This window comes from Eudoraea algarum, assembly GCF_050589645.1.
Lineage (GTDB): Bacteria > Bacteroidota > Bacteroidia > Flavobacteriales > Flavobacteriaceae > JBNGOQ01.
The window spans coordinates 1,155,402-1,178,828 of the sequence record NZ_JBNGOQ010000001.1 but is presented as its reverse complement, the minus strand read 5'-3'; the positions used below and the strand labels follow the sequence as shown (position 1 = coordinate 1,178,828).

The window sequence follows — 23,427 nt, the reverse complement described above, 5'->3', positions numbered from 1 at the left end:
CACATGAGGAACATTTTTTTTCTGTTAATGGGAATACTGTTGCTAGGCAATGCGGTACAGGCCCAGTTTAAGGAAAATCCCATTTTGAATTTGGAGAATGAAGACAAACCCCTTTTAAACTGGGGTTACTTTCTGGGATTCAATAAATACGATTTTAAATTTGATTACAAGGATGATATTGGAAGTGATATTTTGGTCAATACCACCTTTGGATTCAACGTGGGTTTGATCGGGGAATTGCGGATCAACGAATTTTTGGATGTCCGCTTCGAACCTGGACTGCTTTATACGCAAAGAGATCTTGGATTTCCGGGATTTAGCGATGCAAGTGAGGCCATCCGTGAGGTGCGCTCCACCTACATTAATTTTCCCTTGCTTTTAAAAGTAAGTGCCCGCAGATTTGGCAATTGGAAACCCTACATTACCGGGGGCGTATATGCCTCACAGAATTTGGGAAGCAACGAGGATAGCTTAGACGACAACAGTAGTGGGACCTTTAGGATGAAAAAAAGTGTTTATGGGTATGAATTGGGCTTTGGAATAGATTTTTACTTGGAATACTTTAAATTCTCACCCTCTATCCGTGGTGTCTTTGCCTTGAGCGACGAGTTGGTACCGGATAATGACCCCAATAGCCCATGGACGGGCAACATAGACGCCTTGCGTACCCGTGGCATCTTTATCAACCTTACTTTTGAGTAAGCTCGGCGTGGTTATGGCCTGCGCAATTCGTTCAATAAAATAGCCGTGGCGGTGGCCACATTTAAACTTTCTGCGGTTCTTTCCCCATGGGGAGGAATGGTCAGTTTTTTTTGGACCAGGCCCTCAAGTTTTTCGGAAATGCCCTTGGCTTCGTTCCCCATGACCAGAATACCTGTTTTGGGCAAGGGCTCGCCGTATACGTTTTCTCCGTCCATAAAGGCCCCATAAACGGGTATCTCCGTGTTCTTGATAAAATCAGCGAGGTCTGTATAGGTAATGCTTACCCGCGCTATAGATCCCATGCTTGCCTGTAACACCTTGGGGTTGTAACAATCTACCGTATGCTCGGAGCACACCAAATGTTTGATTCCGAACCAATCGCACAAACGTATCACCGTACCTAGATTCCCAGGGTCGCGAACATCGTCCAGGGCCAAGATCCAATCAGAGAAATCCACAGCACCGGGTGGGGACATATAAAAAATGCCCAAAATTGTATTGGGGGTTTGTAATCCGCTGATTTTTTTTAGGTCGCCCTCCTGGATTTTCTCCACGACTTCGGACTTGTGATCCAAAATTTCAGTGTTGGTGGTATAAATCCTGTAGGGTTTAAAATTGGATGCCAAAAGTTCCCGAACTACCTTGATTCCCTCGGCCACGAACATTCCGGATTGAATTCGGTACTTTTTTTGCTGTAAGCTTTTTATAAATTTTATTTGGTTTTTAACAACCATTCAAATAATGTATTTTTGGCGTCTATGACATTCCCTTTACGTTTCAAAAAAAGCATAGCAAAAATAGGCTTATTATTGTTAGGTATCGCAATAACTTCCTGTAATGCGCTTAAGAGGGTCGGGGAGGATGAACTTTTGCTTACTAAAAACGCGATATATGCGGATGGCGAAAAAGTGGCAAGCGAGGATGTCAAAAGTCTTATCATTCAAAAGCCGAACAGTACGGTACTGGGATATCCCCTAAGACTAAATCTGTACAATCTTGCCAAAAAAGACCCGGATTCCTCCTTTCAAGCCTGGCTGCACAAAAAGGAAAAAAGGAAACAACGTTACGAAAACTTCCTATCCAAAAAACAGGTAGATCGCCTGGGCAAGTCCTTTGCGGTAAAGGGGGCGAGCGAATGGCTGAAGAAAATCGGGGAAGTCCCGGCGATTATTGATACGGTAAAGACCAAAAAAACATTGGAGCGGCTCAAGGCATATTACGGCAGCAAGGGATACTTTAACAGCGATGCCACCTTTGCCGTAGATGAGGGCAAAAGAAAACAGCGCGCGAGCATAGATTACAAGATAAGCCTTGGGAAACCCTTTATCATCGATTCCCTTTCAAAAAAAATCGATTCCAAGGCCATCGATTCCATCTATGAATTGCATAAGGAAAACTCGTTCATCAAAGCCGAAAAACAGTTTGATCTGAGCGATTTTAACCAAGAAAGGGAGCGGCTCACCACCCTCTTTAGAAATTCTGGGGTCTACAATTTTCAGGAAAGCTCCATTACCTATGACATTCTAAGGGATACCACAAGGATTAGGGACGACCAAAAAATGGATGTGGAACTCAATATTGATAATTTAAGGAAACGAAACGATTCTGCCCTTACCACCTCGGAATACAAAGTGCACCGTTTTGATAAGATCAACATCTACGCGGACTACGTTTTCAATAGCAACACAGAAGAGTTGCAATCGGTGGATTTTGAAAATTACACCATCTATTTTAAGGACAAACTGCGCTATAAGCCCAAGGCCCTTACCGATGCCATTTTCTTGGAGAAAGACAGTATATATAGGGATTTGGACCGCTTAAGGACCTATAGGCAGATTACGAACCTCAATACCTTTAAATACCCCAATATCGAATTTATTGAGGACAGTACGGGAACCAAGTTGACGTCTAATATCTATTTGGCGCCCAGGCAAAAATATTCCTTGGGACTGAATACCGATGTAAAACACTCCAATATTGAGACCATAGGAGTGGCGTTCAGTGCCTCCCTTGTTTCCAGAAATGTTTTTGGAGGAGCCGAGACCTTGAGTCTTTCGGCTCGGGGATCCCTGGGTCTTTTGAGCGATGCCTCCGTCACCGATGAGGATTTTGTTTCCGAAATTGGTGGAGACATTAACCTCACCTTTCCCAGAATTTGGTTTCCTTTGATCAATACCAAAAGGATTATACCCTATTATATGCTTCCACAAACACGGATGTCCATTGGAACCAGTTTTCAAAAGAACATAGGCCTGGACAAACAAACGTTTAACACCATTTTGGGTTATAACTGGTCGCCTTCCAATTTTAAGCGAAACTCGTTAGAGCTCTTGAACATCCAATTTGTACGTAACGTTAACCCCGATAGGTTCTTCAATGTCTACCAGAACACCTACGAAACATTGGACGATATCGCCGATGCCTTCGAGGCCGAACCGCTCTTGCAGGGGTTTTACGAAGATCCCAACAACACTGGAGATCCCAGTCTGATCATTCCAGCGGGAACTACGGGTTTTATAACGGCCATTCAGAACGGTAGTGTAGTGGCCAGTGCCGATGTGGTCAGGGAAGTGGCCAGTGTGGAAGAACGCAGGGAAAGGTTAACGGAGAACAACCTTATCTTCACCAGTAATTATACCTATACAAAGAACAACCAACAGGGAATCAACGACGATAATTTTTACCAGTTCAGGCTCAGCTTTGAAAGTGCCGGTAATTTGTTGTCCGGTGTTTCAAGGATCATCCCCTTTGAGGAAAATGAGGATGGTGATCGTTTGGTCTTTGGGGTCCCTTTTTCCCAATATGTAAAATCGGAATTTGACTTTATCAAACATTGGAACTTATCGAGTACCGATGTGCTGGCCTTCCATGCCTTTACCGGTATGGCAGTCCCTTATGGCAACTCGAACAACATCCCCTTTGTACGCAGTTATTTTGCTGGGGGGTCTAATGACAACAGGGCATGGAACGCCTATTCCCTCGGGCCCGGACGTACTGACAATATCAATGATTTTAACGAGGCTAATTTTAAGCTGGCGGTCAATTTGGAATATCGTTTCCCCATTGTAGGTGATATTAAAGGGGCCTTCTTCGCAGATGCCGGAAATATCTGGAACGTTTTTGATGATATTGACGATGCCAACGCTACCTTCAACGGTTTCAGTTCCCTGGCGGATATTGCCCTGGGCACCGGTTTTGGGCTGAGGTACGACTTCACCTATTTTGTTTTTCGCCTAGATACCGGATTTAAGACCTACAATCCCGCATTGGAGCCGTCCAAAAGGTGGTTCAGGGATTATAATTTTAGCAATGCCGTCTTCAACATCGGGATAAATTATCCTTTTTAGACCTAATTATTTTATTACTTTTGTGCCAACTTTTCTAACACTAACAGACAAAAGAACATTATGGCCCATACGATTAAGCCGGGAGTAGCTACCGGAGATGAAGTGCAAGAGATTTTTAACTACGCCAAGGAAAAGGGCTTTGCGTTGCCCGCAGTAAACGTTATAGGATCCAATACCATCAACGGGGTCCTGGAAACTGCGGCCGACCTCAATGCTCCCGTAATCATACAATTCTCCAACGGAGGGGCACAGTTTAATGCGGGCAAGGGCCTGTCCAATGAGGGACAAAGGGCCGCCGTTCTGGGTGCCGTTGCCGGTGCCAAACACGTGCACCAGTTGGCTGAAGCCTATGGTGCCACGGTCATTTTGCACACCGATCACTGCGCAAAGAAATTACTGCCCTGGATCGACGGACTTTTGGATGCAAGTGAAAAACACTTTGCCGAGACCGGAAAATCCCTGTTCAGTTCCCATATGATCGATCTATCGGAAGAACCGTTGGAAGAGAATATTGAAATCTGCAAGACCTATCTCGCCAGAATGGCCAAAATGAATATGACCCTGGAAATAGAGCTTGGAATTACCGGGGGCGAAGAAGACGGAGTGGACAATTCTGATGTGGACGATTCCAAACTGTATACGCAGCCCGAAGAGGTGGCCTATGCCTATGAGGAACTGTCAAAAGTAAGTCCTAAATTCACCATTGCTGCGGCTTTTGGCAATGTGCACGGGGTATACAAGCCCGGAAACGTGAAGTTGACGCCAAAAATCCTTAAAAATTCGCAAGAGTACATCTCTGAAAAGTATGGGGTTGAACATAACCATATTGATTTTGTGTTCCATGGTGGATCGGGCTCCACAGTGGCCGAAATCAGCGAAGGAATTAGTTATGGAGTGATCAAGATGAACATTGATACCGACCTGCAATATGCCTTTCTATCTGGCGTAAGGGACTATACACAGGACAATTCTGCCTATTTGCAGTCGCAGATAGGGAATCCCAAGGGAAGCGATGAGCCCAACAAAAAGTTCTATGATCCCAGGGTGTGGTTGCGCGAAGGTGAAAAAGCTTTTGTGGAACGATTAAAGAAAGCCTTTGAGGATTTAAACAATATTGATACCTTGTAGGTCTGCAACCTAGGACTAATTTAATAGCAACATATGACTGCTTGGTTTAAACGAACGGAAAAAGGGATACAGACAGCTACCGAACAGAAGAAGGACACGCCAAAGGGGCTTTGGTACAAATCGCCCACCGGAAAGATCGTAGAATCGGAAGATCTGGCCAAAAACTTTTTTGTAAGCCCTGAAGATGATTATCACGTACGCATTGGAAGCAAGGAATATTTTGAAATCCTTTTCGATGACAATACCTTTAAAGAGTTAGATACCAAACTCAACTCCAAGGACCCGCTAAAATTTGAGGATACCAAAAAGTACTCCGATCGCCTTAAGGCCGCCCAACAAAAAACAGGCCTAAAGGATGCCGTTCGGACTGCTGTAGGAAAATCATTGGGCAAAGACCTGGTTATTTGCTGTATGGACTTCAACTTTATTGGAGGCTCTATGGGCAGCGTAGTCGGGGAAAAAATAGCACGTGGAATAGACTATGCCATTAAAAAGAAGGTTCCGTTCCTGATGATTTCAAAATCTGGCGGGGCACGTATGATGGAAGCCGCACTATCCTTGATGCAATTGGCGAAAACTTCGGCCAAATTGGCTCAGCTCGCCGAAGCACGTATCCCATATATCTCGCTGTGTACCGATCCCACCACCGGAGGAACTACCGCTTCCTATGCCATGCTCGGGGACATCAATATCTCCGAACCCGGAGCCTTGATCGGGTTTGCCGGACCCAGAGTGGTAAAAGAAGCAACGGGCAAGGAACTTCCCGAAGGTTTTCAGACTGCGGAGTTTCTGCAGGAACACGGGTTTTTGGATTTTATCACCCATCGCAGGGACCTGAAGAAGAACATCAACCTGTATATAGACCTTATACAGAACAATCCCTTAAGATCTTAGGTAAAGGCAGGCCAAAAAAGTTTTGGCCCCATAAGTCATATTGAGCGCAATCGAAATACCTTTAAGATTAACAACTTAAAGTTCTCGACTGCGCTCGAAGTGACTGTGACATCTGCTTTTGGACTTACCCCTTTTATCCCTTGTGCCCTAGTTAAGGAACCTCCTCAGAAATATCTCCTCGGAAGTACCATCAGGATACGTCAATATTCCGATGGCATCACAGCTGCCATCACCAAAATCCAAACTGGCGGTGGCATCGTTTCTGGAAATTTCCAAAACACCGCTTACAATAAACCGGCAAGCCAATTCACGTCTAAGAGGGGTTATGGTTTCCTTGGAAAAAACATTGCCCAATCTTCCGGTATAGGTGCCCTGCCCAGAGATCAAAAATACATTGTCTCCCCAAAAGCCGGTACCAAAGCCTTCTATCCATTCCCTGGTCCTGTTTCCGGTAAAGCTCGCCGTACTATCATCGGGCCAGGTGGCACTAAAGGAGGCTGTGGCATCAGACTGCGGATTGCCGTCCTCATTGGCACGCATCCTTAGGATAGAGGCACTGCCCTCAACAGCCACCCCATTAAATGTAAAATTCTCCAAGGAAAGCGCCAGCGTCTTTTGGGCCAGCTCCATATCCTTGGCATAGCTTAAATTAATGATTCCGCTGAGCACGTTGCCATTGGGCAATTCGCAGCCATCGCCAAAATCAATGGTCTTTTCCTTGGTCGTGCTGGTCACTACCGTAGTAATGGTTACACAATCGGGCAAATAATCAGAGGTGTAGGATGCTTTGGAAGTGGACGAGATCTCATCCGCGGCGTATACATCTTCGCCAATAACGGTAATTTCTTCCGAGATCATTTCGGTTTCATCGCTGACCTTCAATTCGGCCGCACTGATTACTTCCTCACCCACCACCTCTTCAGGGTCCGAGCTACTTTCGTCGGTACAGGAGGTGAAGGCGGTTGTAGCTACCAGCAACAAAGCTGCAATGTTCTGGGGTTTGAGACATGTTTTCATAAGATAATTGTTTTTAAAGTGTGGAGGTAGGACTGCGGTTAAACCAAATAGTTTAATGCCCTATAAAAAAAAGATCCAGGGCTGTGGATTATAAAAATATTCCTATCTTTGCGCCCTGATTGAAAATCAATCAAATACATAAAAATCATTAAACTAATATTGGAATGTATTTAACCAAGGAAGTAAAGGCCGAAATTTTTAAAAAACACGGCAAATCTGAAAAGAACACGGGATCTGCCGAAGGGCAAATTGCTTTGTTCACACATCGCATCAATCATTTGACCGAACACTTGAAGAAAAACCGTCAGGATTTCAACACGGAACGGTCATTGGTAAAGCTGGTAGGTAAGAGGAAAAGTCTCTTGGACTATTTAAAGAAAAAGGACATTACCAGATACCGTGAAATCATTAAAGAATTGGGTTTACGAAAGTAATTCAACAAAGGGGAGGCCAAGCTTCCCCTTTTATAATTTTTACAAAGCCCCTACAAGGATCTAGGGCAAACACAAAAAGCTTACACATAGTTTTTCATTGGTCACCACAACAACACAACACTGTCCGACGCGTATGTCGGAAGACCATTGTTTAACAGGCCTTTAATACAAGAGGCCTTAATTAAAATTTATGATTCCAAAAGTTTTTAGAGAGGTCATAGACCTCGGTGACGGTAGGGAAATCTCTATCGAGACCGGAAAATTGGCAAAACAGGCCCATGGTTCTGTGGTTGTACAATCCGGCAAGTGTATGTTGTTATGTACGGTAGTATCCAATTACAAACAAAGCGATTTGGATTTTCTACCCCTTACGGTAGACTATCGTGAAAAATTCGCCGCTTCGGGGCGTTATCCCGGAGGTTTCTTCAAGCGGGAAGCAAGGCCAAGTGATGGAGAAATCCTTACCATGCGTTTGGTAGACCGTGTATTGCGGCCACTTTTTCCAAAGGATTATCACTCAGAAACACAGGTTATGATCCAACTCATGTCACATGACGAGGATGTAATGCCAGATGCCATGGCCGGATTGGCTGCTTCTGCTGCTATCCAACTTTCCGATTTTCCTTTTGAATGTACCATATCGGAGGTTCGTGTGGGAAGAGTTGATGGCGAATTCGTCATTAACCCTACCAGAACGCAATTGCTAGAGTCGGATATTGATATGGTTATTGGTGCTTCTGCAGATTCCGTTATGATGGTAGAGGGTGAAATGGGAGAAATTTCCGAAGAGGAAATGGTAGAGGCCATCAAATTTGCCCATGAAGCCGTTAAAGTACAATGTGCAGCCCAGGATAGACTGGCGGACGCCTTTGGAAGAAAGGAAGTGCGTGAATATGAGGGTGAGCCCGAAGATGAGGAACTCGCCAAGAAAATTTATGACATGGCCTATGACAAAGTATATACCATTGCCAAAGCCGGTTCGGCAAAACAGGAAAGAAGTGCTGCCTTTGCCGAAATAAAGGAAGAGATCAAAGCTACTTTTTCCGAGGAAGAGTTGGAGGAAATTGGGGATCTGGTCTCCAAATATTACTACAAGGCCGAAAAAGAGGCCGTACGTAACCTTACCCTAAATGAAGGATTAAGACTCGACGGTAGGAAAACTGATGAAATCCGCCCTATTTGGTGCGAAGTGGATTACCTGCCCTCTACCCATGGTTCGTCCATATTTACCAGAGGGGAAACCCAGGCATTAGCTACGGTTACCTTGGGAACTTCCCGCGAAGCCAACCAAATAGATATGCCTTCTTTTGAAGGTGAGGAAACTTTTTATTTACATTACAACTTCCCTCCTTTCTCAACCGGGGAAGCAAGGCCTATTCGTGGCACATCCCGAAGGGAGATAGGACACGGTAATTTGGCACAACGTGCTTTAAAGGGAATGATTCCCGAGGATTGCCCGTATACCGTACGTGTAGTATCGGAAGTATTGGAATCCAACGGATCTTCCTCTATGGCAACGGTCTGTTCGGGTACCATGGCACTAATGGACGCCGGTGTTCAGCTTAAAAAGCCTGTTTCCGGTATTGCCATGGGGCTTATTTCCGATGCCGAATCAGGAAATTACGCCGTATTGTCCGATATTCTCGGAGATGAGGACCATTTGGGGGATATGGACTTTAAAGTAACCGGAACAGCAGATGGGATTACCGCCTGCCAGATGGATATTAAGGTAAAAGGACTGTCCTATGAAATTCTGGTAAAAGCCCTGAAACAAGCACAAGCAGGTCGCCTGCATATCTTAGGGAAACTTACCGAGGCCATTGCACAACCCAATGCAGATGTAAAAGCACATGCCCCAAAAATGGTGACTACCACCATTCCTGGCGAGTATATTGGTGCGTTGATCGGCCCTGGCGGAAAAGTAATCCAAGAGCTTCAAAAGACGACCAAGACCACCATTGTAATCAACGAGGATCCGGTAACGGAAGAAGGCCTTGTGGAAATTTTGGGTACCGATCAGGACGGTATCGATGCCGTATTGGCAAAAATCGATTCCATCACCTTTAAGCCCGAAGTTGGCAGTGTATATGAGGTGAAAGTCATCAAAATCCTTGATTTTGGAGCGGTGGTCGAATATGTGGAAGCCCCCGGAAACGAGGTGTTGCTCCATGTGTCCGAATTGGCTTGGAAACGTACAGAAAATGTTACCGATGCCGTTAACATGGGCGATGTCTTCGATGTAAAATATTTCGGTACCGACCCTAGAACGCGCAAGGAAAAAGTGTCGCGAAAAGCCCTATTGCCCAAACCTGAAGGGTATAAGGAAAGGCCGCCGAGGGACAACCGCGATCGTGGAAGAAATGACAGGAATAACAGGGACCGTAAGGCCCGTAGGGACTAAAACACCCTAAATAGCTTAAAAATAGGCCCCAGCGCAGTCGTTGGGGCTTTTTTATTGCCCGCATTTCATCGATCTTATTCTATTTCCACCGATTTTTTGTGTGCTTTTAACCAAAAAATCAAAATTATATAAGCTTGTTGTAACATTTGGTCCTTTTTTACGTATAACCATATGCAGTCCATATATTACGAACTTAATTTAGAAAGGAAAAAGTTAGATGAGACAGCTGAAAATTACAAAACAGGTTACCAATAGGGAAACCGCATCTTTGGACAAGTACTTGCAGGAAATTGGCAAGGTAGACCTTATTACCGCTGACGAGGAGGTAGAATTGGCACAACGTATCAAGGCAGGCGACCAGATCGCTCTTGAAAAACTTACAAAAGCCAATCTTCGATTCGTGGTATCGGTCGCCAAACAGTACCAGAACCAAGGACTTACTTTGCCCGATCTGATCAACGAAGGAAACTTGGGGTTGATCAAGGCCGCGCAGCGCTTTGACGAGACCAGGGGATTTAAATTTATCTCCTATGCCGTATGGTGGATTCGTCAATCCATATTACAAGCATTGGCAGAACAATCACGTATTGTACGCCTGCCATTGAACAAAATTGGTTCCATTAACAAGATCAATAAAACTTTTGCCTTCTTGGAGCAAGCGCACGAGCGTATCCCTTCAGCAGAGGAAATTGCAAAAGAACTGGATATGACCGTTGAGGATGTAAAACAGTCCTTAAAAAATTCAGGGCGCCATGTATCCATGGATGCGCCTTTAATAGATGGGGAAGATTCCAATCTATATGATGTTTTGCGTAGTGGTGAATCGCCCAATCCGGACAGGGAATTATTGCACGAATCCTTACGTACCGAAATAGAGCGAGCTTTGGAAACCCTGACGCCTAGGGAAGCGGATGTTATCCGTTTGTACTTTGGCCTTGCTGGACAGCATTCCATGACCTTGGAAGAAATTGGTGAAACCTTTGACCTGACTAGGGAAAGGGTTCGTCAGATCAAGGAAAAAGCGATCCGAAGGTTAAAACACACCTCTAGAAGCAAAATATTAAAGACCTATTTGGGTTAAGCGCCCGAACACAAATCCGATGTTAAATATTTCTTTAAATTGGAATTTTGGCATTAAAATTGTAATTTGTGAAACGTAACAACAGTTTATCATGACTGTTCGTTTTTTGATTGATGAATAAACTCCGGCTGATTACCGGAGTTTTTTCATTTATGGGTTTTACGGACACCTCCCTCCTAACAAGGAGGGATTGAGGGAGATGTAGCGTCATTTTCTCCAAAGATTTGTATATAGTCGACAATGGCTCTAAGCACATTGTCCATGTCAAACATTACCTGATGGTCCGAAAATCGCAAGACATGAATACCTAGGTTATTCAGCCTTCTCGTCTTCTTTTTATCTTTCTCCCAGACTTCGATAATTTCGTGGGAATATCCATCCAGTTCAATGGCAAGCTGTAGCTTATTGCAAAAGAAGTCCACAATATATTGATCTATGGGCTTTTGTCTATGGAAATCATAGCCATACATCTGCCCGCGCTTTAACTTCTGCTATAACCGAATTTCGGACTTGGTGGCATTGTTCCTTAGCTGCCTGGCCAAGGGAGTAAGTTTTGGATTATACCAAATTTTCATGAATATAAAAATAAGGGAATTATCAAATGACACACCCCTTAATCCCCTCTTACTGAAGGGGAAACAAATATGTTCGTTGGTTACCGGAGTTTTTTCATTTATGGGCATGACAATCCTATAAAGAAAATAAGGTTACGCTTTTAACGTAACCTTATTCCTTATTTGTCTTATGGAGCGGGCCATATGTCTCCCCTATTCCTCAGTTAGGCTACCCAGCTCCGGGACCGATTATGGATTGCCACCACCACCGGAGCCGCTACAGCTCAACAATTTACTATTGCTTACGGTACAAGTTGAACCATCTGTCAAAGTAATATTGGCCGTTACCCATAAGTAATGGTTATTGTAACTACCCGTTGGAAGGTAAAGCGGCTTAAAAATAGAATAGTTTCCATTGGGGTTGGATGAGGTACCAAAGGACCTGTTATTGATGGATTGGATGGAATACGTCCAACTTACCGATGCTACATCGTTGGCATTGTTCAGTGAAATACCAAAATCGTCACAACCATTGGCTCCGGCAGCAGCAGCGATGAAGAGATTGCTTCTGCTGGGGCAAGTAACCGAACCTCCCCCTGCGCGGGACAAGCCCATGGACTTCCCACACTGCCCCTGGTTAAGGTCAACACTTATTTGGCCCCCGTTAAAGGCGCTGCCCACACTTACCCTTAAGGTAGCGGTGCCTTGCCCGCTAATAATTCTCAATCCCGTAGGCACGGTCCAAACAATACTGGAAGGATTGGGGTCCGGGGCATTGGCAACACAGGTGAAGGTCACGGTAGACCCAACACTGAGCACCGTAGGGCCTATAAGGTCATTATCACAATTGGAGGAGGAAATAAGGGAAGTTGATTTCAGTTCTTCCGAGGAACCGGATTGGAGTTGGTCCTCCAAACTACTTTCTTTGCTGCAGGAAAACAACAGCACCATAGCCAATACCGGCAAAGCAAAAATTGATTTTTTCATTTTATTCATGTTTTTGAAGTTAATATTATGTCCGCTTAATTGCATACTAAACTATGCGATCAAGGAACGGTAAGAATGAGGGTATAAGGTGAAACACATTCAGGATAAATATAAGATATTTAAATAAAAAGTAATCTATTTCCTACAATAAATATAAATTATTTAAAATGCCAAGCACCCTAGCAAGGTCACGATCGAAGTACGGGGAACCTTTAATTTTCCAGCAAGGATTCAGGGTCAACTCGCAAAAGTGGGACAAATTTGCCCGAAGAAGCAAATTCCAAGGGCCAATCGCCCATTTCTCATAGAAATCCGTAACTTTAGCCACAAGTGTTTAGCTATTTTATAGTTATTAATTACTTGAAAATCAATATTTTAAATAGAGCAATAAGGTTTTTTACCCACAGTTCGAATCTATAAAAGTCAAATGAATACAAATAAAATTGCCCCTTCCCTACTGGCCGCTGATTTTGCCAACCTACAACGCGATATGGAAATGGTAAACCAAAGCGAGGCAGATTGGTTCCACCTGGATATCATGGATGGGGTCTTTGTCCCAAACATTTCCTTTGGAATGCCGGTCATGAAGGCTATGGCCAAACATGCCAAAAAACCTCTGGACGTGCATCTTATGATCGTAGATCCGGATCGTTATATCCAAACCTTCGCCGATCTGGGGGCCGAGGTGCTGACCGTGCATTACGAGGCCTGTACCCACCTACATAGGACCTTGCAGGCCATAAAAGCAGCCGGAATGAAGGCGGGCGTGGCCCTAAACCCGCACACATCCGTGCAGCTCCTGGAGGACACTTTGGCCGACATAGACCTTGTCTGCGTCATGAGCGTGAACCCCGGTTTTGGAGGGCAGTCCTTTATAGAAAACACCTATGAAAAGGTAAAGGCGTTAAAGGCGATGATCCAACAAAAAAACAGCGGGGCCCTTATAGAAATAGATGGTGGCGTTAATGACAAAAACGCAGCTGCATTGGTGGCAGCCGGCGCCGATGTTTTGGTCGCCGGAAGTTTTGTCTTTAAAAGTGAAAGCCCTTCCGATACCATCGCCACTTTAAAAAAACAGATAGGGTAATGGAGCACCTAGATCTTCTCATTATCGGGGGTGGTCCGATCGGTATCGCCTGTGGCCTGGAAGCCCAAAAAAAAGGATTGCGCTATGTTATCATAGAAAAGGGGCCTATAGTAAACTCACTTTTCAATTACCCCATCAATATGCAGTTTTTCTCCTCTTCCGAAAAACTGGAAATCGATGAGATTCCCTTTATAAGCAAGGAGGCGAAACCCAAAAGGAACGAGGCACTGGAATACTACAGGCGCATCGTTACCTCGAACAAACTCAGTATCCAGCTTTTTGAACAAGTGACCGAGGTCCACAAAAATAGCACAGGTTTTACGGTAATCTCCGACAAGCACAGTTATACCGCTGCCCATATCATTGTGGCGACTGGATTTTACGACCTCCCCAATAGGATAAACGTGCCTGGAGAAGATCTGCCCAAAGTATCGCACTATTACAAAGACCCCCACTTTTATGCCAGTCAAAAATTGGCCGTGATCGGCGCCAGTAATTCGGCCGTTGACGCTGCTCTGGAATGCTACCGTAAAGGGGCCGATGTTACCTTGATTATCCGTGGATCCGAGGTAGGACAACGCGTAAAGTACTGGGTAAGGCCCGATATTATCAATCGCATCAAAGAGGGAAGCATTAAAGCCTATTTTAATGCCCAAGTCACCGAAATTAGGGAAACTGAGCTTACCATAGACACGCCTGAGGGGGACATTGTCCTAGAAAACGATTTTGTACTTGCCCTTACCGGTTATATGCCCAATTTCGAATTTCTGCAAAAGTTGGGTATTATCCTGTCCGACGATAAAAAGAAGCTGCCCCAGTACGATCCCGAAACCATGGAGACCAATGTGGAAGGCCTTTATTTGGCTGGTGTCATCTGTGGAGGTATGGAAACCCATAAATGGTTCATTGAGAATTCCAGGGTACATGCCAAGATCATCATCAAAGCCATTCTGAAGAAAAATTCGGCCCGGGTAGGTGCATAAAAGATGAAACTGGATATTTGGTCCATAGGAATCATAATCATCATTTTCCAAGGAATATTCCTGTTGTCTATATTATTGGTATCGGCCGAAAAGCGCAGGAAAAGAGGGAATATATTCCTGTTTGCCCTCATCTTGGCTTTTCTTTGGTTCCTGTCCGAGTTTCTGGCCATACGCACTAAATACGATATCGGTTTTGATCTATTCTACGGAACCCGATATGGGTCCTGGTTTCTCTTGGGGCCTTTGACCCTGTTCTTTTTCAGGTCCGTTACCACTACCCAATGGAAATTCTCTAAAAAAGATGCCTTGCATTTTTTCCCATTTTTGGTTTTTGTGCTTATCGTTCCGCTGCTCAGTTCGGACACCCTGAGTTCCAGACAAATCCATTACGGCATGCTGGCGGTCTTTGATCATCGAAAAAAGGTGGTTACTCCCTTCGAATACCTGTATTCCGTTCTTTTCGTCCTTCAATTTGTACATCTAGGAGGTTACCTGGTCTACAACCAGATAAGGATCAGCAGGTATTCCGAGGGCCTAAAACGTGAATATTCCAACATTAACCAGGTGATTTGGCTCAAGATTCTGAATCTATTGTTGATGGCAACCCTGGTGCTGGCATCGGTTTATCTGTACGTTCTTTTTGCCTCCAATTTCTACCGAAGGTTCTTGGATTATATCTATGTATTGCCCATGGGATTTTTTATCTATTCCGTTGGCTATCGCATGGCGGGCATCCATTGGCCAGTACCTACCCAAAAAGAGGCCAAATACGTAAATTCTTCCTTAACCGAGGACGAAAAGGCAGACTACGCGGAACGCATCAAAAGGCTAATGCAGCAGGATAAGCCTTATTTAAAGAACGATCTTCGCTTGAAGGAACTCGCTACCCTACTCCAAATGAGTACCCATCACCTCTCACAGACCATCAATGAAACATATGATTGTTCCTTCTTTGATCTGATCAATCGGTACAGGGTACAAGAGGCGAAAGAAATCATTCGTTCACAACCTAGGCTCACTATGCTACAGGTAACCTTCGATGCAGGTTTCAATAACAAAACCTCTTTCGTGAATGCCTTTAAAAAATTTGAAAAAATGACGCCCTCCCAATTCCGGCAGCGGAGTGACAATTCCTAAAATTTCCCAAAATCAGGGCAACCCCTATAACGATTGTCAAAAAAATAGGGCATACCTCTTATACTTGTGTCCTGAACATCATCAATAAAACACCTATGAAATTACGCAACGTACTTTTTTTAGCCCTGGCTATCTGTGCCCTTAACACTACTGCCCAGACCTACAACATAGATCCCGGACACAGTGCCGTTCAAATACAGGTAGAACGGTTTGGGGTAATTGATGTTTCGGGAAGATTCAAAGACGTCCAGGGAAGTATCACCTACGATGCCGACGATCTTTCGGCTATGAGCGCACAGGCGGTCATTAAAGTGGAAAGTTATGATGCCAACAACCCTGGAGGCGAAGAAGCGGTAAAGAGCAAGGCCTTTTTGGATCAGGTCAGTTTTCCCGAAATACGTTTCCAAAGCATAGGGGTAAACCAGCGTGAGGGAAAACAGTATTTGATAGGAAACCTGACGATTAAAGGGGTAACCAAGGAAATAGCGCTTCCGTTTACGATAAAGGGGCCTTTACCCGATCTGCCCACAAAAAAGCAATCAATCGCCTTTGAAGGGGGTATTACCATTAACCGGCTCGACTACGGTATCCCCTTTGACAGAAAATTGCCCAACGGCACTAGCCTCATCGGCAATGATGTTAAAATTACCCTGCTCATCCTTGCCCTTGCCGAATAGTATAGGAGCCCTTAAAAGATACATTGCGCTTACCGGGCTTTTCCTTGCATGCGTGCCATGTGTTTTGTGCCAAAGCGTAAAATACATTGTCGACGCGGAAAGATCGGGGATATCCTTCAAAATTTCCCACATGGGGTTTCTAACAGTTCATGGTGAGTTTCACCGCTTTTCAGGAGCCATAGTGTACCGGGACAGCGCTCTTGTGGATATCAGGAGCAGGATTGTGGTGGCTAGTCTGGACACCCAGGACCAGGCCCGGGATAAAAGTCTGGTAGATGAAGCTTATCTCGATGCCTCCACATACCCCTACATCCGTTTCCACGCCTTAGATGTAACCAAGGACAACCCGCCGGTGCTGACCGGTATGCTGCAAATTAAGGGGGTCTCTAAAGAGGTTAGCATGCCCATGCGCATCGATCTCAGCGGGGACGAGCTGTCCCTGGTCCTATCTACCCAAATCAGTCGGGCCGCCTTCGGCTTGGATTTCGGAGCCATGGATATGCTTGTGGGTAATGTCATTGACGTGGAAGTGAACCTGATCGCCATACAGGACCCATAACCGACCCACAAAACCTTCTCAATAGCACCGCCCAAAATTGGCAAGGTGTCGTCCAAAGTAAGTTGCGCTATTATCCACTATTGCTTACACTTTAAAAATCATTACTTTTAGGTAGTACCACCCAATAGTAAAATTGATTCTTGAAAACACTGACCAAATACTGGTTTTTGGAAGGTTTTAATCTCTTCCACAAACTTGGGATGTCTACCATGATGCGCCTATGCGAAATCCTGGAGATGGAGTATATAGATAAGGGAAATCCTATTGAAACAGGCAATCGGGACAAACGTTGTGTCTTTTTCCTGAAAAAGGGCACCGTCAAAATTGTGCATCCCCATAGCGATACCGTAAAGTACATTGTAAAAAAAGGGAACATTTTTGGCGAGCTATCGCTTTATGATGAGGAAGCTGCAGTAAAGGAGCGGGCGGTTACCTTGGAGGACTGTATCGTTTGCTACATTGAATCGGACACCATGGAGGAGCTCATGGAAAAGCACAAATCCCTTAAAAATGGGGTGTTAAAGGTATACGGACTCCGCATCAAAAAATTGGAGCATCGCTTAGAAAATCTGCTTTATAAAGATAGCGCCACGCGCATTGGGGACTTTGTCCAGGACTACATTCGGGAATTCGGGGAAGAAGAAGAGGACAAATGGGTCGCCAAAAACCTGTTGTCCCATAAAGATATCGCCAACCTCACCAATACCTCCAGACAAACGGTCAGCAATCAGTTGAGCACCTTTAGAAAGCAGGGGTTGATCCATTATGACAGCAAATACATTACCATGTTTAAAGGTACTTCATGGGATATCTAAAAAAAATAGGGGTACGGATAGAAGCCGGCTACAGTAGCACCCCTAGCAAGGGTATTTTGAACCCAACTGAAAGGGCCGATACAAATCTGCGTCAAACTATACACAACTAATGAATACAACAACCAAAACCATTACGATTCTGGGCTATCTTGGTCCGCATGCCACTATCCTTACTGGCAAGAACGCACTATTGCTACATTACTTGGAAACGGAAGTGTCCAAAACGCTGGAGCGGAATCGCTATACGTTGCCCTTCTTTTTTGATTTTCCCGTCCCTGATCATTTTAAAGACTATCTAAAAAAAATAATCTCTTAACACTAACAAAAGACACCTGTATATGAAAAAACCCATTTTAATCGCACAGCTAAGCGAATTGGAAGATAGAAAACCCACCCATGCCCTGATAAACGGCCTAGATCTGGTCCTAATAAAATTTGATGCCCAAATCTCGGTCCTCTATGGGAGGTGCCTTCACCGGGGCGCGCTTATGGCCGATGGCAGCATTGTAGGGGACAACCTGATCTGCGGTGTCCATGGTTGGGACTACCGCTACGATACCGGTGTATCGGAATACAACAACAACGAAGTACTGCATAAATTCAGTACCAACTTGGATGGGGACAAGGTCTATGTGGACGAAGCGGAGATCAATGCCTTTTTGGAAGCGCACCCGCAGCCTTTTGATCGCGAGGAATACCTTGGCGCCTACGCCGATACCCATCCCGAGGATACCGAGCCCTATACCGGCTATATTAAGGAATTGGCCAAAAACGGGCTTAAAAACCTTGGACATCACGGCTTTTCCTCCTCCATGGGTGTAGATCGGAACACCTTGCCCAAATGGGATAAGATCCAATTTTTACCGGCGCAGCTGGCCAGCAGGCCGCTGTTGGACCATGAGGATGTGGCCACCCAGGTGGTCATTGGGCCTAAGGCCAAGAAACCGCTGGTCCTGGACATCCCTTTGTTTGTAAGCGATATGAGCTTTGGCGCACTTTCGCGAGAGGCCAAAATAGCCCTGTCCAAGGGGGCCGAAATGGCCGGTACCGGCATCTGTTCCGGGGAAGGCGGCATGCTCCCCCAAGAACAGCAGAACAACAGCAAATACTTTTATGAACTAGCCTCGGCCCAGTTCGGGTTCTCCTGGGATAAATTGGACAAGGTACAGGCTTTTCATTTTAAAGGCGGACAAGGAGCTAAAACGGGTACCGGTGGGCATTTACCAGGAAATAAGGTAAGCGCCGAAATTGCAGAGGTCCGTGGGCTAAAGCAAGGCGAAACCGCTATTTCCCCGGCCACCTTTCCCGATTTTCACGGTGTAAAGGATTTTAAGGCCTTTGCGGAAAAAGTACGGGAACGCACGGGTGGCATCCCGATAGGGTTTAAGATAGCGGCAAGCCATATTGAAAAGGACATCCAATTTGCCCTCGATGTGGGGGTGGATTATATTATCCTGGATGGTCGTGGCGGAGGTACGGGCTCGGCCCCTACCATTTTAAGGGATAACATCAACGTACCCACCATTCCCGCATTGGCAAGGGCAAGAAAGTACCTGGATAAGGTGGGGGCGACCGATGTTACGCTTGTCATTACCGGGGGATTGCGTATTGCCGAGGACTTTTCAAAGGCCATGATGCTGGGGGCAGATGCCATAGCTGTTTCCAATGCCGCTATACAGGCCGTTGGTTGCCTGGGTATGCGAGCGTGTGGCAGCAACAACTGCCCTGTAGGCATTGCGACCCAAAAGGAGTCCCTGCGTAGCCGGTTGATCATTGAATCCTCGGCCAAACAACTCTTTAATTATTTTGATGCCACCAACAACCTCATCAAGGTAATCGCAAGGGCCTGTGGCTATGACGACATCTCAAAATTTAATCAGGATGACCTGTCTACCTTTGATTACGATATGCACCGACTAAGCGGTATACCCTATGCAGGTGTTCTTTAGACATATCCTCATCGCGGCAGGACTGCTCCTGCTTATGGGCACTGGCATGGCCCAGCAGGGATTTATGGGAGGCATTGGACCTACCGTAGAGACCGACCAAGGACTTTGGGGGGCTAACGGGCGCTTTTATTACGGTCCCAATCCACACATCTGTTTTGGGCCAGAGGTTTCGTTTTTCCCCTACCAGGAGGTCGATTCGGAATACGAGATGCGGATCACGGAGTTGAACTTCAACGGGCACTATGTCTTTGAAGCTACACATAAACTAGGGATTTATCCCCTTGCGGGGGTCAATTACACCATAGAGGAAGAACGCCTCATCGAGATGACGTCCGAACAAGAAGAAGTCAAGGAATTTGGGCTTAACTATGGTTTCGGGGCCCATTACAACCTGAACCATTTTTTTGCCTTTGTAGAGTTTAAGGGAATCGCCGGGCAACTGGCAGACCAGTTTGTTACCGTTGGGCTCGTGTTTATTTTGTCCAAATCAACCGTGGAGCCAGAACATTGATGCGTTGCGGTAGAAAGAAGTAAAAGTGAATAACACAGAAAAAGATATGACATGATCAATCAGACGTATTTGGCAGGACAGTATTTGGCTACGGCCGCCATCAGTTTTTTAAAAAAAGAAGCCGATGATAGCCACACCAACTTAGGGTTTTCGACTGAGGATGGCTGTTTATCCACACGACCCTTAAATGCCTCGGGCGATATCCTGGTGCTGAACTATAATACCTTTTCGTTGGAATGGCGTAGAACCAATGCCACTGAGACCTTTCGGTTGGATGGCAGTACCCATGAGGAAGTTGTCCGTTGGCTGGAACGCATGACGCAAAACAGTGATCTGGACAAAGCCTATTCCTATGCCTTTCACTACGAACCCACCTACCCTATGACCCCTGGGTTCACCTTTAAACTTGTGGACTCAGGCAGGCTCCGGGAACTTATGCATTTCCGGATTTTGGCCCAGCTGGTGTTGCGCGCTTTTTTAGAAGAACAAAAATTGACCTCCGCGATTAGGATATGGCCACACCATTTTGATACTGGGGCCTTTGCAACGCTCCATGATGGGAGCGGTAGAGCAGTAGGATTGGGGCTGTCCATTCCCGATACCATGGTCAATGATTTCTATTTTTATATTAGTGTCTATGAGGGACACGATGCCGTGGATACTTCAGATTTCACCGAACTAACACAAGGGGAATGGCGCTCCAATGGATTTAAGGGCGCGGTACTGCCCGCTACGGGCACTAACCGAACTACAGCAGGCGATTTCTTTAAGGAAGCAATGGAAGCTTATAAAAAATAAGGTTCATGGAAAACTGGTACGTCCCCGTTACGATTATTCCCGGAATTGGTCTGCTTATCTTATCGACCTCCAATCTTTTGGTGGCCCTAAGTGATGAGATCAAAAATCTAATTTCGGACAAAACCACTACGGCGATGCTCATGGCCAGGAAACTCAGACAACTGAGGCTACTCAACAATGCCATGGTTTTTTTATACCTTACCGTAGCCTGCCTTTTGATCTCGGGGTTAATTTCCGGATTGGCGCAGAGCGCGGGAACCCATGTTGATTTCTCAATCTATATTACCATCGCAGGTATCGCATGCGCACTAATAGGGCTTATGTTGCTCATTCTTTACTCCTATAAGGCCGTAAAACTAAGACAAGATCAATTTCACAATAACTGTTGAAAATTAAATAACGCAAAGTATGGCTACCACAAAAAACATAAAATGGCACAAGGTGCTGGACAATAAGAAAGACTTGCCCGATGGTCGGGTAAAAACAGTGACCGTTAATCACAAAGGCATCTGTCTCACCCATTTTGAAGGGAAATTTTCTGCCCTGGACAATAAATGTCCCCATCAGGGCGGGCCGCTTGGGGAAGGTTCCATTGAAAACGGAATGCTCAGATGTCCTTGGCACGGTTGGGATTTTCATCCTTGCACAGGTCTCCCGCCCGGAGGTTTTGACGATGGCGTGGAAACCTTTGCCGTAAAAGAAGAAAACGATGCGGTTTTTGTAGGGATGGAAGAGGAAGTCCCCCATGAGGCCACGGTATCGGACATTATGGTGGAGACCATGGTAAATTGGGGCGTCACCAAGGTATTTGGTATGGTAGGGCACTCCAACTTGGGATTTGCCGATGCCATGAAACGACAGGAACAAAAAGGCAAGCTTAATTTCTACGGTATTCGGCACGAAGGAGCAGCGGCATTTGCAGCCTCGGCCTATGGAAAACTTACAGGCAAACCGGCTGCCTGCTTTACCATTGCAGGACCCGGGGCCACCAATCTGTATACGGGCATGTGGGATGCCAAGGTAGACCGGGCACCCTTTCTGGCACTCACCGGACAAGTGGCCACCCAGGTGGTAGGAACCGGAAATTTTCAGGAAGTAGACCTGGTGCAGGCATTCAATACGGTAGCGGAGTTCAACCAACGCGTACAGAGCGATAGCAAGCACGCCGAGCTTATGTCGCTTGCAGTGAAACACGCCATTCTAAAGCGCGATGTATCCCACCTCACCTTCCCGGATGAAGTACAGGAGCGCAAGGCCAAACCCAACGCCAAAGCCCTTACCCCTACCAATAGGATAACGTCGATGCAAATAGCACCACCAAAGGAAATGGCCGACAAGGCCATTGACCTTATTTCCAAGGCAAAACGCCCACTGATCATTATGGGCCATGGCGCCCGTGCCCATAAAAGGGCTATTGTAGCTTTTGCCGAAAGCCTAAACGCCGGGGTGGTCACCACCTTTAAAGGAAAAGGGCTTATAGCGGACAGTCATCCCTTGGGCTGTGGGGTGCTGGGAAGAAGCGGTACCCCCATAGCCTCCTGGTTTATGAACGAGGCCGACCTATTGATCGTTTTTGGGGCCTCTTTCTCCAACCATACGGGCATAACTCCTAAAAAGCCAACGATACAGGTAGATTTTGATCCCTTGGCCCTGAGCAAATTCCACGAGGTGGACGTAGCCGTTTGGGGGGAAATTTCACGGACCCTGGAACTGTTCTCCGATGCACTGCAGGGAAAAACAAATACCCTTGATCAAAAAGAAGAGATTGCTGAACGATGGGCTATTTGGAAGGAAGAAAAAGCAAAGCGCCTAACGGAGACCTCCAACCAGGGCCTAAGTTCCATAGCGGTCTTTGAAGCGTTGAACAAAACGGCTCCCAGGGATGCGGTCATGTGCGTTGATGTGGGAAACAACGCCTATTCCTTTGGCCGTTATTTTGAACCCGAACAACAGGACTTTCTAATGTCTGGGTACTTGGGGTCCATAGGATTTGCACTTCCTGCCGCCATAGGTGCCTGGACAGCAGTAGGCGATAGCAGACCGGTGGTAGCCGTGGCCGGAGACGGTGGACTTTGTCAATATTTGGCAGAGGTGACCACCTTGGTCAAATACAACATGCCGGTAAAACTGATCGTACTCAACAACCACGAACTGGGGAAAATTTCCAAGGAACAACGTGCCGGCGAGTTTGATGTCTGGCAGACCTCCCTTTCCAATCCCAATTTTGCGGAATACGCCAGATCTTGTGGAGCGTGGGGCAAACGCGTTGAGAACGACGCGGAACTCGAAACGGCCATGCAGGAGCTGTTCGCACTGCCCAGTGCAGGGGTTTTGGAAATTATTACTGATGTAAACCTTATCTGATC

General features: G+C 45.8%; 22 protein-coding genes and 1 pseudogene. 19 read left to right on the top strand and 4 right to left on the bottom strand.

Going from position 1 to position 23,427, the window contains the following annotated elements; translation table 11 throughout:
- Nucleotides 1-3 precede the first annotated feature (3 nt).
- Nucleotides 4-702, top strand: coding sequence for a type IX secretion/gliding motility protein PorT/SprT (porT, locus tag ACRD67_RS05460; RefSeq protein ID WP_430966027.1), 699 nt, complete (start codon nt 4-6; stop codon nt 700-702).
- 11 nt (nt 703-713) lie between these two features.
- Here the strand turns inward: porT and ACRD67_RS05455 are convergent, their stop codons facing one another.
- Nucleotides 714-1,436, bottom strand: a complete 723-nt coding sequence (locus tag ACRD67_RS05455; RefSeq protein WP_430966026.1) for a TrmH family RNA methyltransferase — start codon at nt 1,434-1,436, stop codon at nt 714-716.
- A gap of 24 nt (nt 1,437-1,460) precedes the next feature.
- Here ACRD67_RS05455 and tamL point away from each other — a divergent pair, with 24 nt between their 5' ends.
- Genes tamL through accD form a run of 3 tightly spaced genes read left to right on the top strand, consistent with a single transcriptional unit; the run spans nt 1,461 to nt 6,071 of the window.
- On the top strand, nt 1,461-4,049 hold the full coding sequence (tamL, locus tag ACRD67_RS05450; protein ID WP_430966025.1) for a translocation and assembly module lipoprotein TamL: 2,589 nt from the start codon (nt 1,461-1,463) through the stop codon (nt 4,047-4,049).
- A gap of 60 nt (nt 4,050-4,109) precedes the next feature.
- On the top strand, nt 4,110-5,177 hold the full coding sequence (fbaA, locus tag ACRD67_RS05445) for a class II fructose-bisphosphate aldolase (RefSeq protein ID WP_430966024.1): 1,068 nt from the start codon (nt 4,110-4,112) through the stop codon (nt 5,175-5,177).
- Nucleotides 5,178-5,210: 33 nt separating this feature from the next.
- Nucleotides 5,211-6,071, top strand: a complete 861-nt coding sequence (gene accD / locus ACRD67_RS05440) for an acetyl-CoA carboxylase, carboxyltransferase subunit beta (RefSeq protein WP_430966023.1) — start codon at nt 5,211-5,213, stop codon at nt 6,069-6,071.
- Between the two features lie 147 nt (nt 6,072-6,218).
- Here accD and ACRD67_RS05435 read toward each other — a convergent pair whose 3' ends face one another.
- On the bottom strand, nt 6,219-7,088 hold the full coding sequence (locus ACRD67_RS05435) for a hypothetical protein (RefSeq protein ID WP_430966022.1): 870 nt from the start codon (nt 7,086-7,088) through the stop codon (nt 6,219-6,221).
- Between the two features lie 164 nt (nt 7,089-7,252).
- Between ACRD67_RS05435 and rpsO the strand changes: the two genes are divergently transcribed.
- The 3 genes from rpsO (at nt 7,253) to ACRD67_RS05420 (ending at nt 11,004) form a co-directional block, all read left to right on the top strand.
- Nucleotides 7,253-7,522 carry a 30S ribosomal protein S15 gene (rpsO, locus tag ACRD67_RS05430; RefSeq protein WP_430966021.1) on the top strand — a complete coding sequence of 90 codons (270 nt, stop codon included), beginning with the start codon at nt 7,253-7,255 and terminating at the stop codon, nt 7,520-7,522.
- 190 nt (nt 7,523-7,712) lie between these two features.
- The gene (locus ACRD67_RS05425; protein ID WP_430966020.1) at nt 7,713-9,923 is read left to right on the top strand and encodes a polyribonucleotide nucleotidyltransferase; all 2,211 of its coding nucleotides are present in this window, start codon (nt 7,713-7,715) and stop codon (nt 9,921-9,923) included.
- Between the two features lie 217 nt (nt 9,924-10,140).
- On the top strand, nt 10,141-11,004 hold the full coding sequence (locus ACRD67_RS05420) for a sigma-70 family RNA polymerase sigma factor (protein WP_047247652.1): 864 nt from the start codon (nt 10,141-10,143) through the stop codon (nt 11,002-11,004).
- Nucleotides 11,005-11,180: 176 nt separating this feature from the next.
- On the opposite strand, the pseudogene ACRD67_RS05415 reads toward ACRD67_RS05420, so the two are convergent.
- Nucleotides 11,181-11,480, bottom strand: a pseudogene (locus tag ACRD67_RS05415) (endonuclease domain-containing protein); the annotation flags it as partial.
- Between the two features lie 327 nt (nt 11,481-11,807).
- Nucleotides 11,808-12,545 carry a hypothetical protein gene (locus ACRD67_RS05410; RefSeq protein WP_430966019.1) on the bottom strand — a complete coding sequence of 246 codons (738 nt, stop codon included), beginning with the start codon at nt 12,543-12,545 and terminating at the stop codon, nt 11,808-11,810.
- A 427-nt stretch (nt 12,546-12,972) separates the two neighbouring features.
- On the opposite strand from ACRD67_RS05410, the gene rpe reads away from it, so the two are divergent.
- The 12 genes from rpe (at nt 12,973) to ACRD67_RS05350 (ending at nt 23,425) form a co-directional block, all read left to right on the top strand.
- Nucleotides 12,973-13,632, top strand: coding sequence for a ribulose-phosphate 3-epimerase (gene rpe / locus ACRD67_RS05405; protein ID WP_430966018.1), 660 nt, complete (start codon nt 12,973-12,975; stop codon nt 13,630-13,632).
- The gene (locus ACRD67_RS05400; RefSeq protein ID WP_430966017.1) at nt 13,632-14,615 is read left to right on the top strand and encodes a YpdA family putative bacillithiol disulfide reductase; all 984 of its coding nucleotides are present in this window, start codon (nt 13,632-13,634) and stop codon (nt 14,613-14,615) included. Before rpe ends, ACRD67_RS05400 begins: the two co-directional genes overlap by 1 nt.
- Before the next feature lie 3 nt (nt 14,616-14,618).
- Nucleotides 14,619-15,752 (top strand): AraC family transcriptional regulator, encoded by a 1,134-nt coding sequence (locus ACRD67_RS05395; protein ID WP_430966016.1) that lies wholly within the window; start codon nt 14,619-14,621, stop codon nt 15,750-15,752.
- A 95-nt stretch (nt 15,753-15,847) separates the two neighbouring features.
- Complete coding sequence (locus ACRD67_RS05390; protein ID WP_430966015.1) at nt 15,848-16,429, top strand: YceI family protein; 582 nt, start codon at nt 15,848-15,850, stop codon at nt 16,427-16,429.
- The gene (locus tag ACRD67_RS05385; protein ID WP_430966014.1) at nt 16,386-16,988 is read left to right on the top strand and encodes a YceI family protein; all 603 of its coding nucleotides are present in this window, start codon (nt 16,386-16,388) and stop codon (nt 16,986-16,988) included. Before ACRD67_RS05390 ends, ACRD67_RS05385 begins: the two co-directional genes overlap by 44 nt.
- A 140-nt stretch (nt 16,989-17,128) precedes the next feature.
- Nucleotides 17,129-17,803: a Crp/Fnr family transcriptional regulator gene (locus ACRD67_RS05380; protein ID WP_430966013.1), complete on the top strand. Its 675-nt coding sequence runs from the start codon at nt 17,129-17,131 to the stop codon at nt 17,801-17,803.
- Between the two features lie 109 nt (nt 17,804-17,912).
- Nucleotides 17,913-18,119, top strand: coding sequence for a hypothetical protein (locus ACRD67_RS05375; protein WP_430966012.1), 207 nt, complete (start codon nt 17,913-17,915; stop codon nt 18,117-18,119).
- 22 nt (nt 18,120-18,141) lie between these two features.
- On the top strand, nt 18,142-19,752 hold the full coding sequence (locus ACRD67_RS05370) for a glutamate synthase-related protein (RefSeq protein WP_430966011.1): 1,611 nt from the start codon (nt 18,142-18,144) through the stop codon (nt 19,750-19,752).
- Nucleotides 19,736-20,263: a hypothetical protein gene (locus ACRD67_RS05365; RefSeq protein WP_430966010.1), complete on the top strand. Its 528-nt coding sequence runs from the start codon at nt 19,736-19,738 to the stop codon at nt 20,261-20,263. The genes ACRD67_RS05370 and ACRD67_RS05365 overlap by 17 nt, the downstream gene beginning before the upstream one ends.
- Before the next feature lie 51 nt (nt 20,264-20,314).
- Nucleotides 20,315-21,061, top strand: coding sequence for a hypothetical protein (locus ACRD67_RS05360; protein WP_430966009.1), 747 nt, complete (start codon nt 20,315-20,317; stop codon nt 21,059-21,061).
- A gap of 5 nt (nt 21,062-21,066) precedes the next feature.
- Nucleotides 21,067-21,450 carry a DUF2721 domain-containing protein gene (locus ACRD67_RS05355; RefSeq protein WP_430966008.1) on the top strand — a complete coding sequence of 128 codons (384 nt, stop codon included), beginning with the start codon at nt 21,067-21,069 and terminating at the stop codon, nt 21,448-21,450.
- 19 nt (nt 21,451-21,469) lie between these two features.
- A complete protein-coding gene (locus tag ACRD67_RS05350; RefSeq protein ID WP_430966007.1) occupies nt 21,470-23,425 on the top strand; it encodes a thiamine pyrophosphate-binding protein in 1,956 nt (651 codons plus the stop codon).
- Nucleotides 23,426-23,427: the final 2 nt, after the last annotated feature.

Coding starts and splice junctions, on each gene's coding strand:
- ACRD67_RS05420 (WP_047247652.1), top strand. CDS start 10,141: ATGAGACAGCTGAAAATTACAAAACAGGTTACCAATAGGGAAACCGCA.
- rpsO (WP_430966021.1), top strand. CDS start 7,253: ATGTATTTAACCAAGGAAGTAAAGGCCGAAATTTTTAAAAAACACGGC.
- ACRD67_RS05385 (WP_430966014.1), top strand. CDS start 16,386: ATGATGTTAAAATTACCCTGCTCATCCTTGCCCTTGCCGAATAGTATA.
- accD (WP_430966023.1), top strand. CDS start 5,211: ATGACTGCTTGGTTTAAACGAACGGAAAAAGGGATACAGACAGCTACC.
- ACRD67_RS05375 (WP_430966012.1), top strand. CDS start 17,913: ATGAATACAACAACCAAAACCATTACGATTCTGGGCTATCTTGGTCCG.
- ACRD67_RS05395 (WP_430966016.1), top strand. CDS start 14,619: ATGAAACTGGATATTTGGTCCATAGGAATCATAATCATCATTTTCCAA.
- ACRD67_RS05355 (WP_430966008.1), top strand. CDS start 21,067: ATGGAAAACTGGTACGTCCCCGTTACGATTATTCCCGGAATTGGTCTG.
- porT (WP_430966027.1), top strand. CDS start 4: ATGAGGAACATTTTTTTTCTGTTAATGGGAATACTGTTGCTAGGCAAT.
- ACRD67_RS05435 (WP_430966022.1), bottom strand. CDS start 7,088: ATGAAAACATGTCTCAAACCCCAGAACATTGCAGCTTTGTTGCTGGTA.
- ACRD67_RS05400 (WP_430966017.1), top strand. CDS start 13,632: ATGGAGCACCTAGATCTTCTCATTATCGGGGGTGGTCCGATCGGTATC.
- ACRD67_RS05390 (WP_430966015.1), top strand. CDS start 15,848: ATGAAATTACGCAACGTACTTTTTTTAGCCCTGGCTATCTGTGCCCTT.
- ACRD67_RS05425 (WP_430966020.1), top strand. CDS start 7,713: ATGATTCCAAAAGTTTTTAGAGAGGTCATAGACCTCGGTGACGGTAGG.
- fbaA (WP_430966024.1), top strand. CDS start 4,110: ATGGCCCATACGATTAAGCCGGGAGTAGCTACCGGAGATGAAGTGCAA.
- ACRD67_RS05365 (WP_430966010.1), top strand. CDS start 19,736: ATGCAGGTGTTCTTTAGACATATCCTCATCGCGGCAGGACTGCTCCTG.
- rpe (WP_430966018.1), top strand. CDS start 12,973: ATGAATACAAATAAAATTGCCCCTTCCCTACTGGCCGCTGATTTTGCC.
- ACRD67_RS05455 (WP_430966026.1), bottom strand. CDS start 1,436: ATGGTTGTTAAAAACCAAATAAAATTTATAAAAAGCTTACAGCAAAAA.
- ACRD67_RS05370 (WP_430966011.1), top strand. CDS start 18,142: ATGAAAAAACCCATTTTAATCGCACAGCTAAGCGAATTGGAAGATAGA.
- ACRD67_RS05350 (WP_430966007.1), top strand. CDS start 21,470: ATGGCTACCACAAAAAACATAAAATGGCACAAGGTGCTGGACAATAAG.
- ACRD67_RS05410 (WP_430966019.1), bottom strand. CDS start 12,545: ATGAAAAAATCAATTTTTGCTTTGCCGGTATTGGCTATGGTGCTGTTG.
- ACRD67_RS05360 (WP_430966009.1), top strand. CDS start 20,315: ATGATCAATCAGACGTATTTGGCAGGACAGTATTTGGCTACGGCCGCC.
- tamL (WP_430966025.1), top strand. CDS start 1,461: ATGACATTCCCTTTACGTTTCAAAAAAAGCATAGCAAAAATAGGCTTA.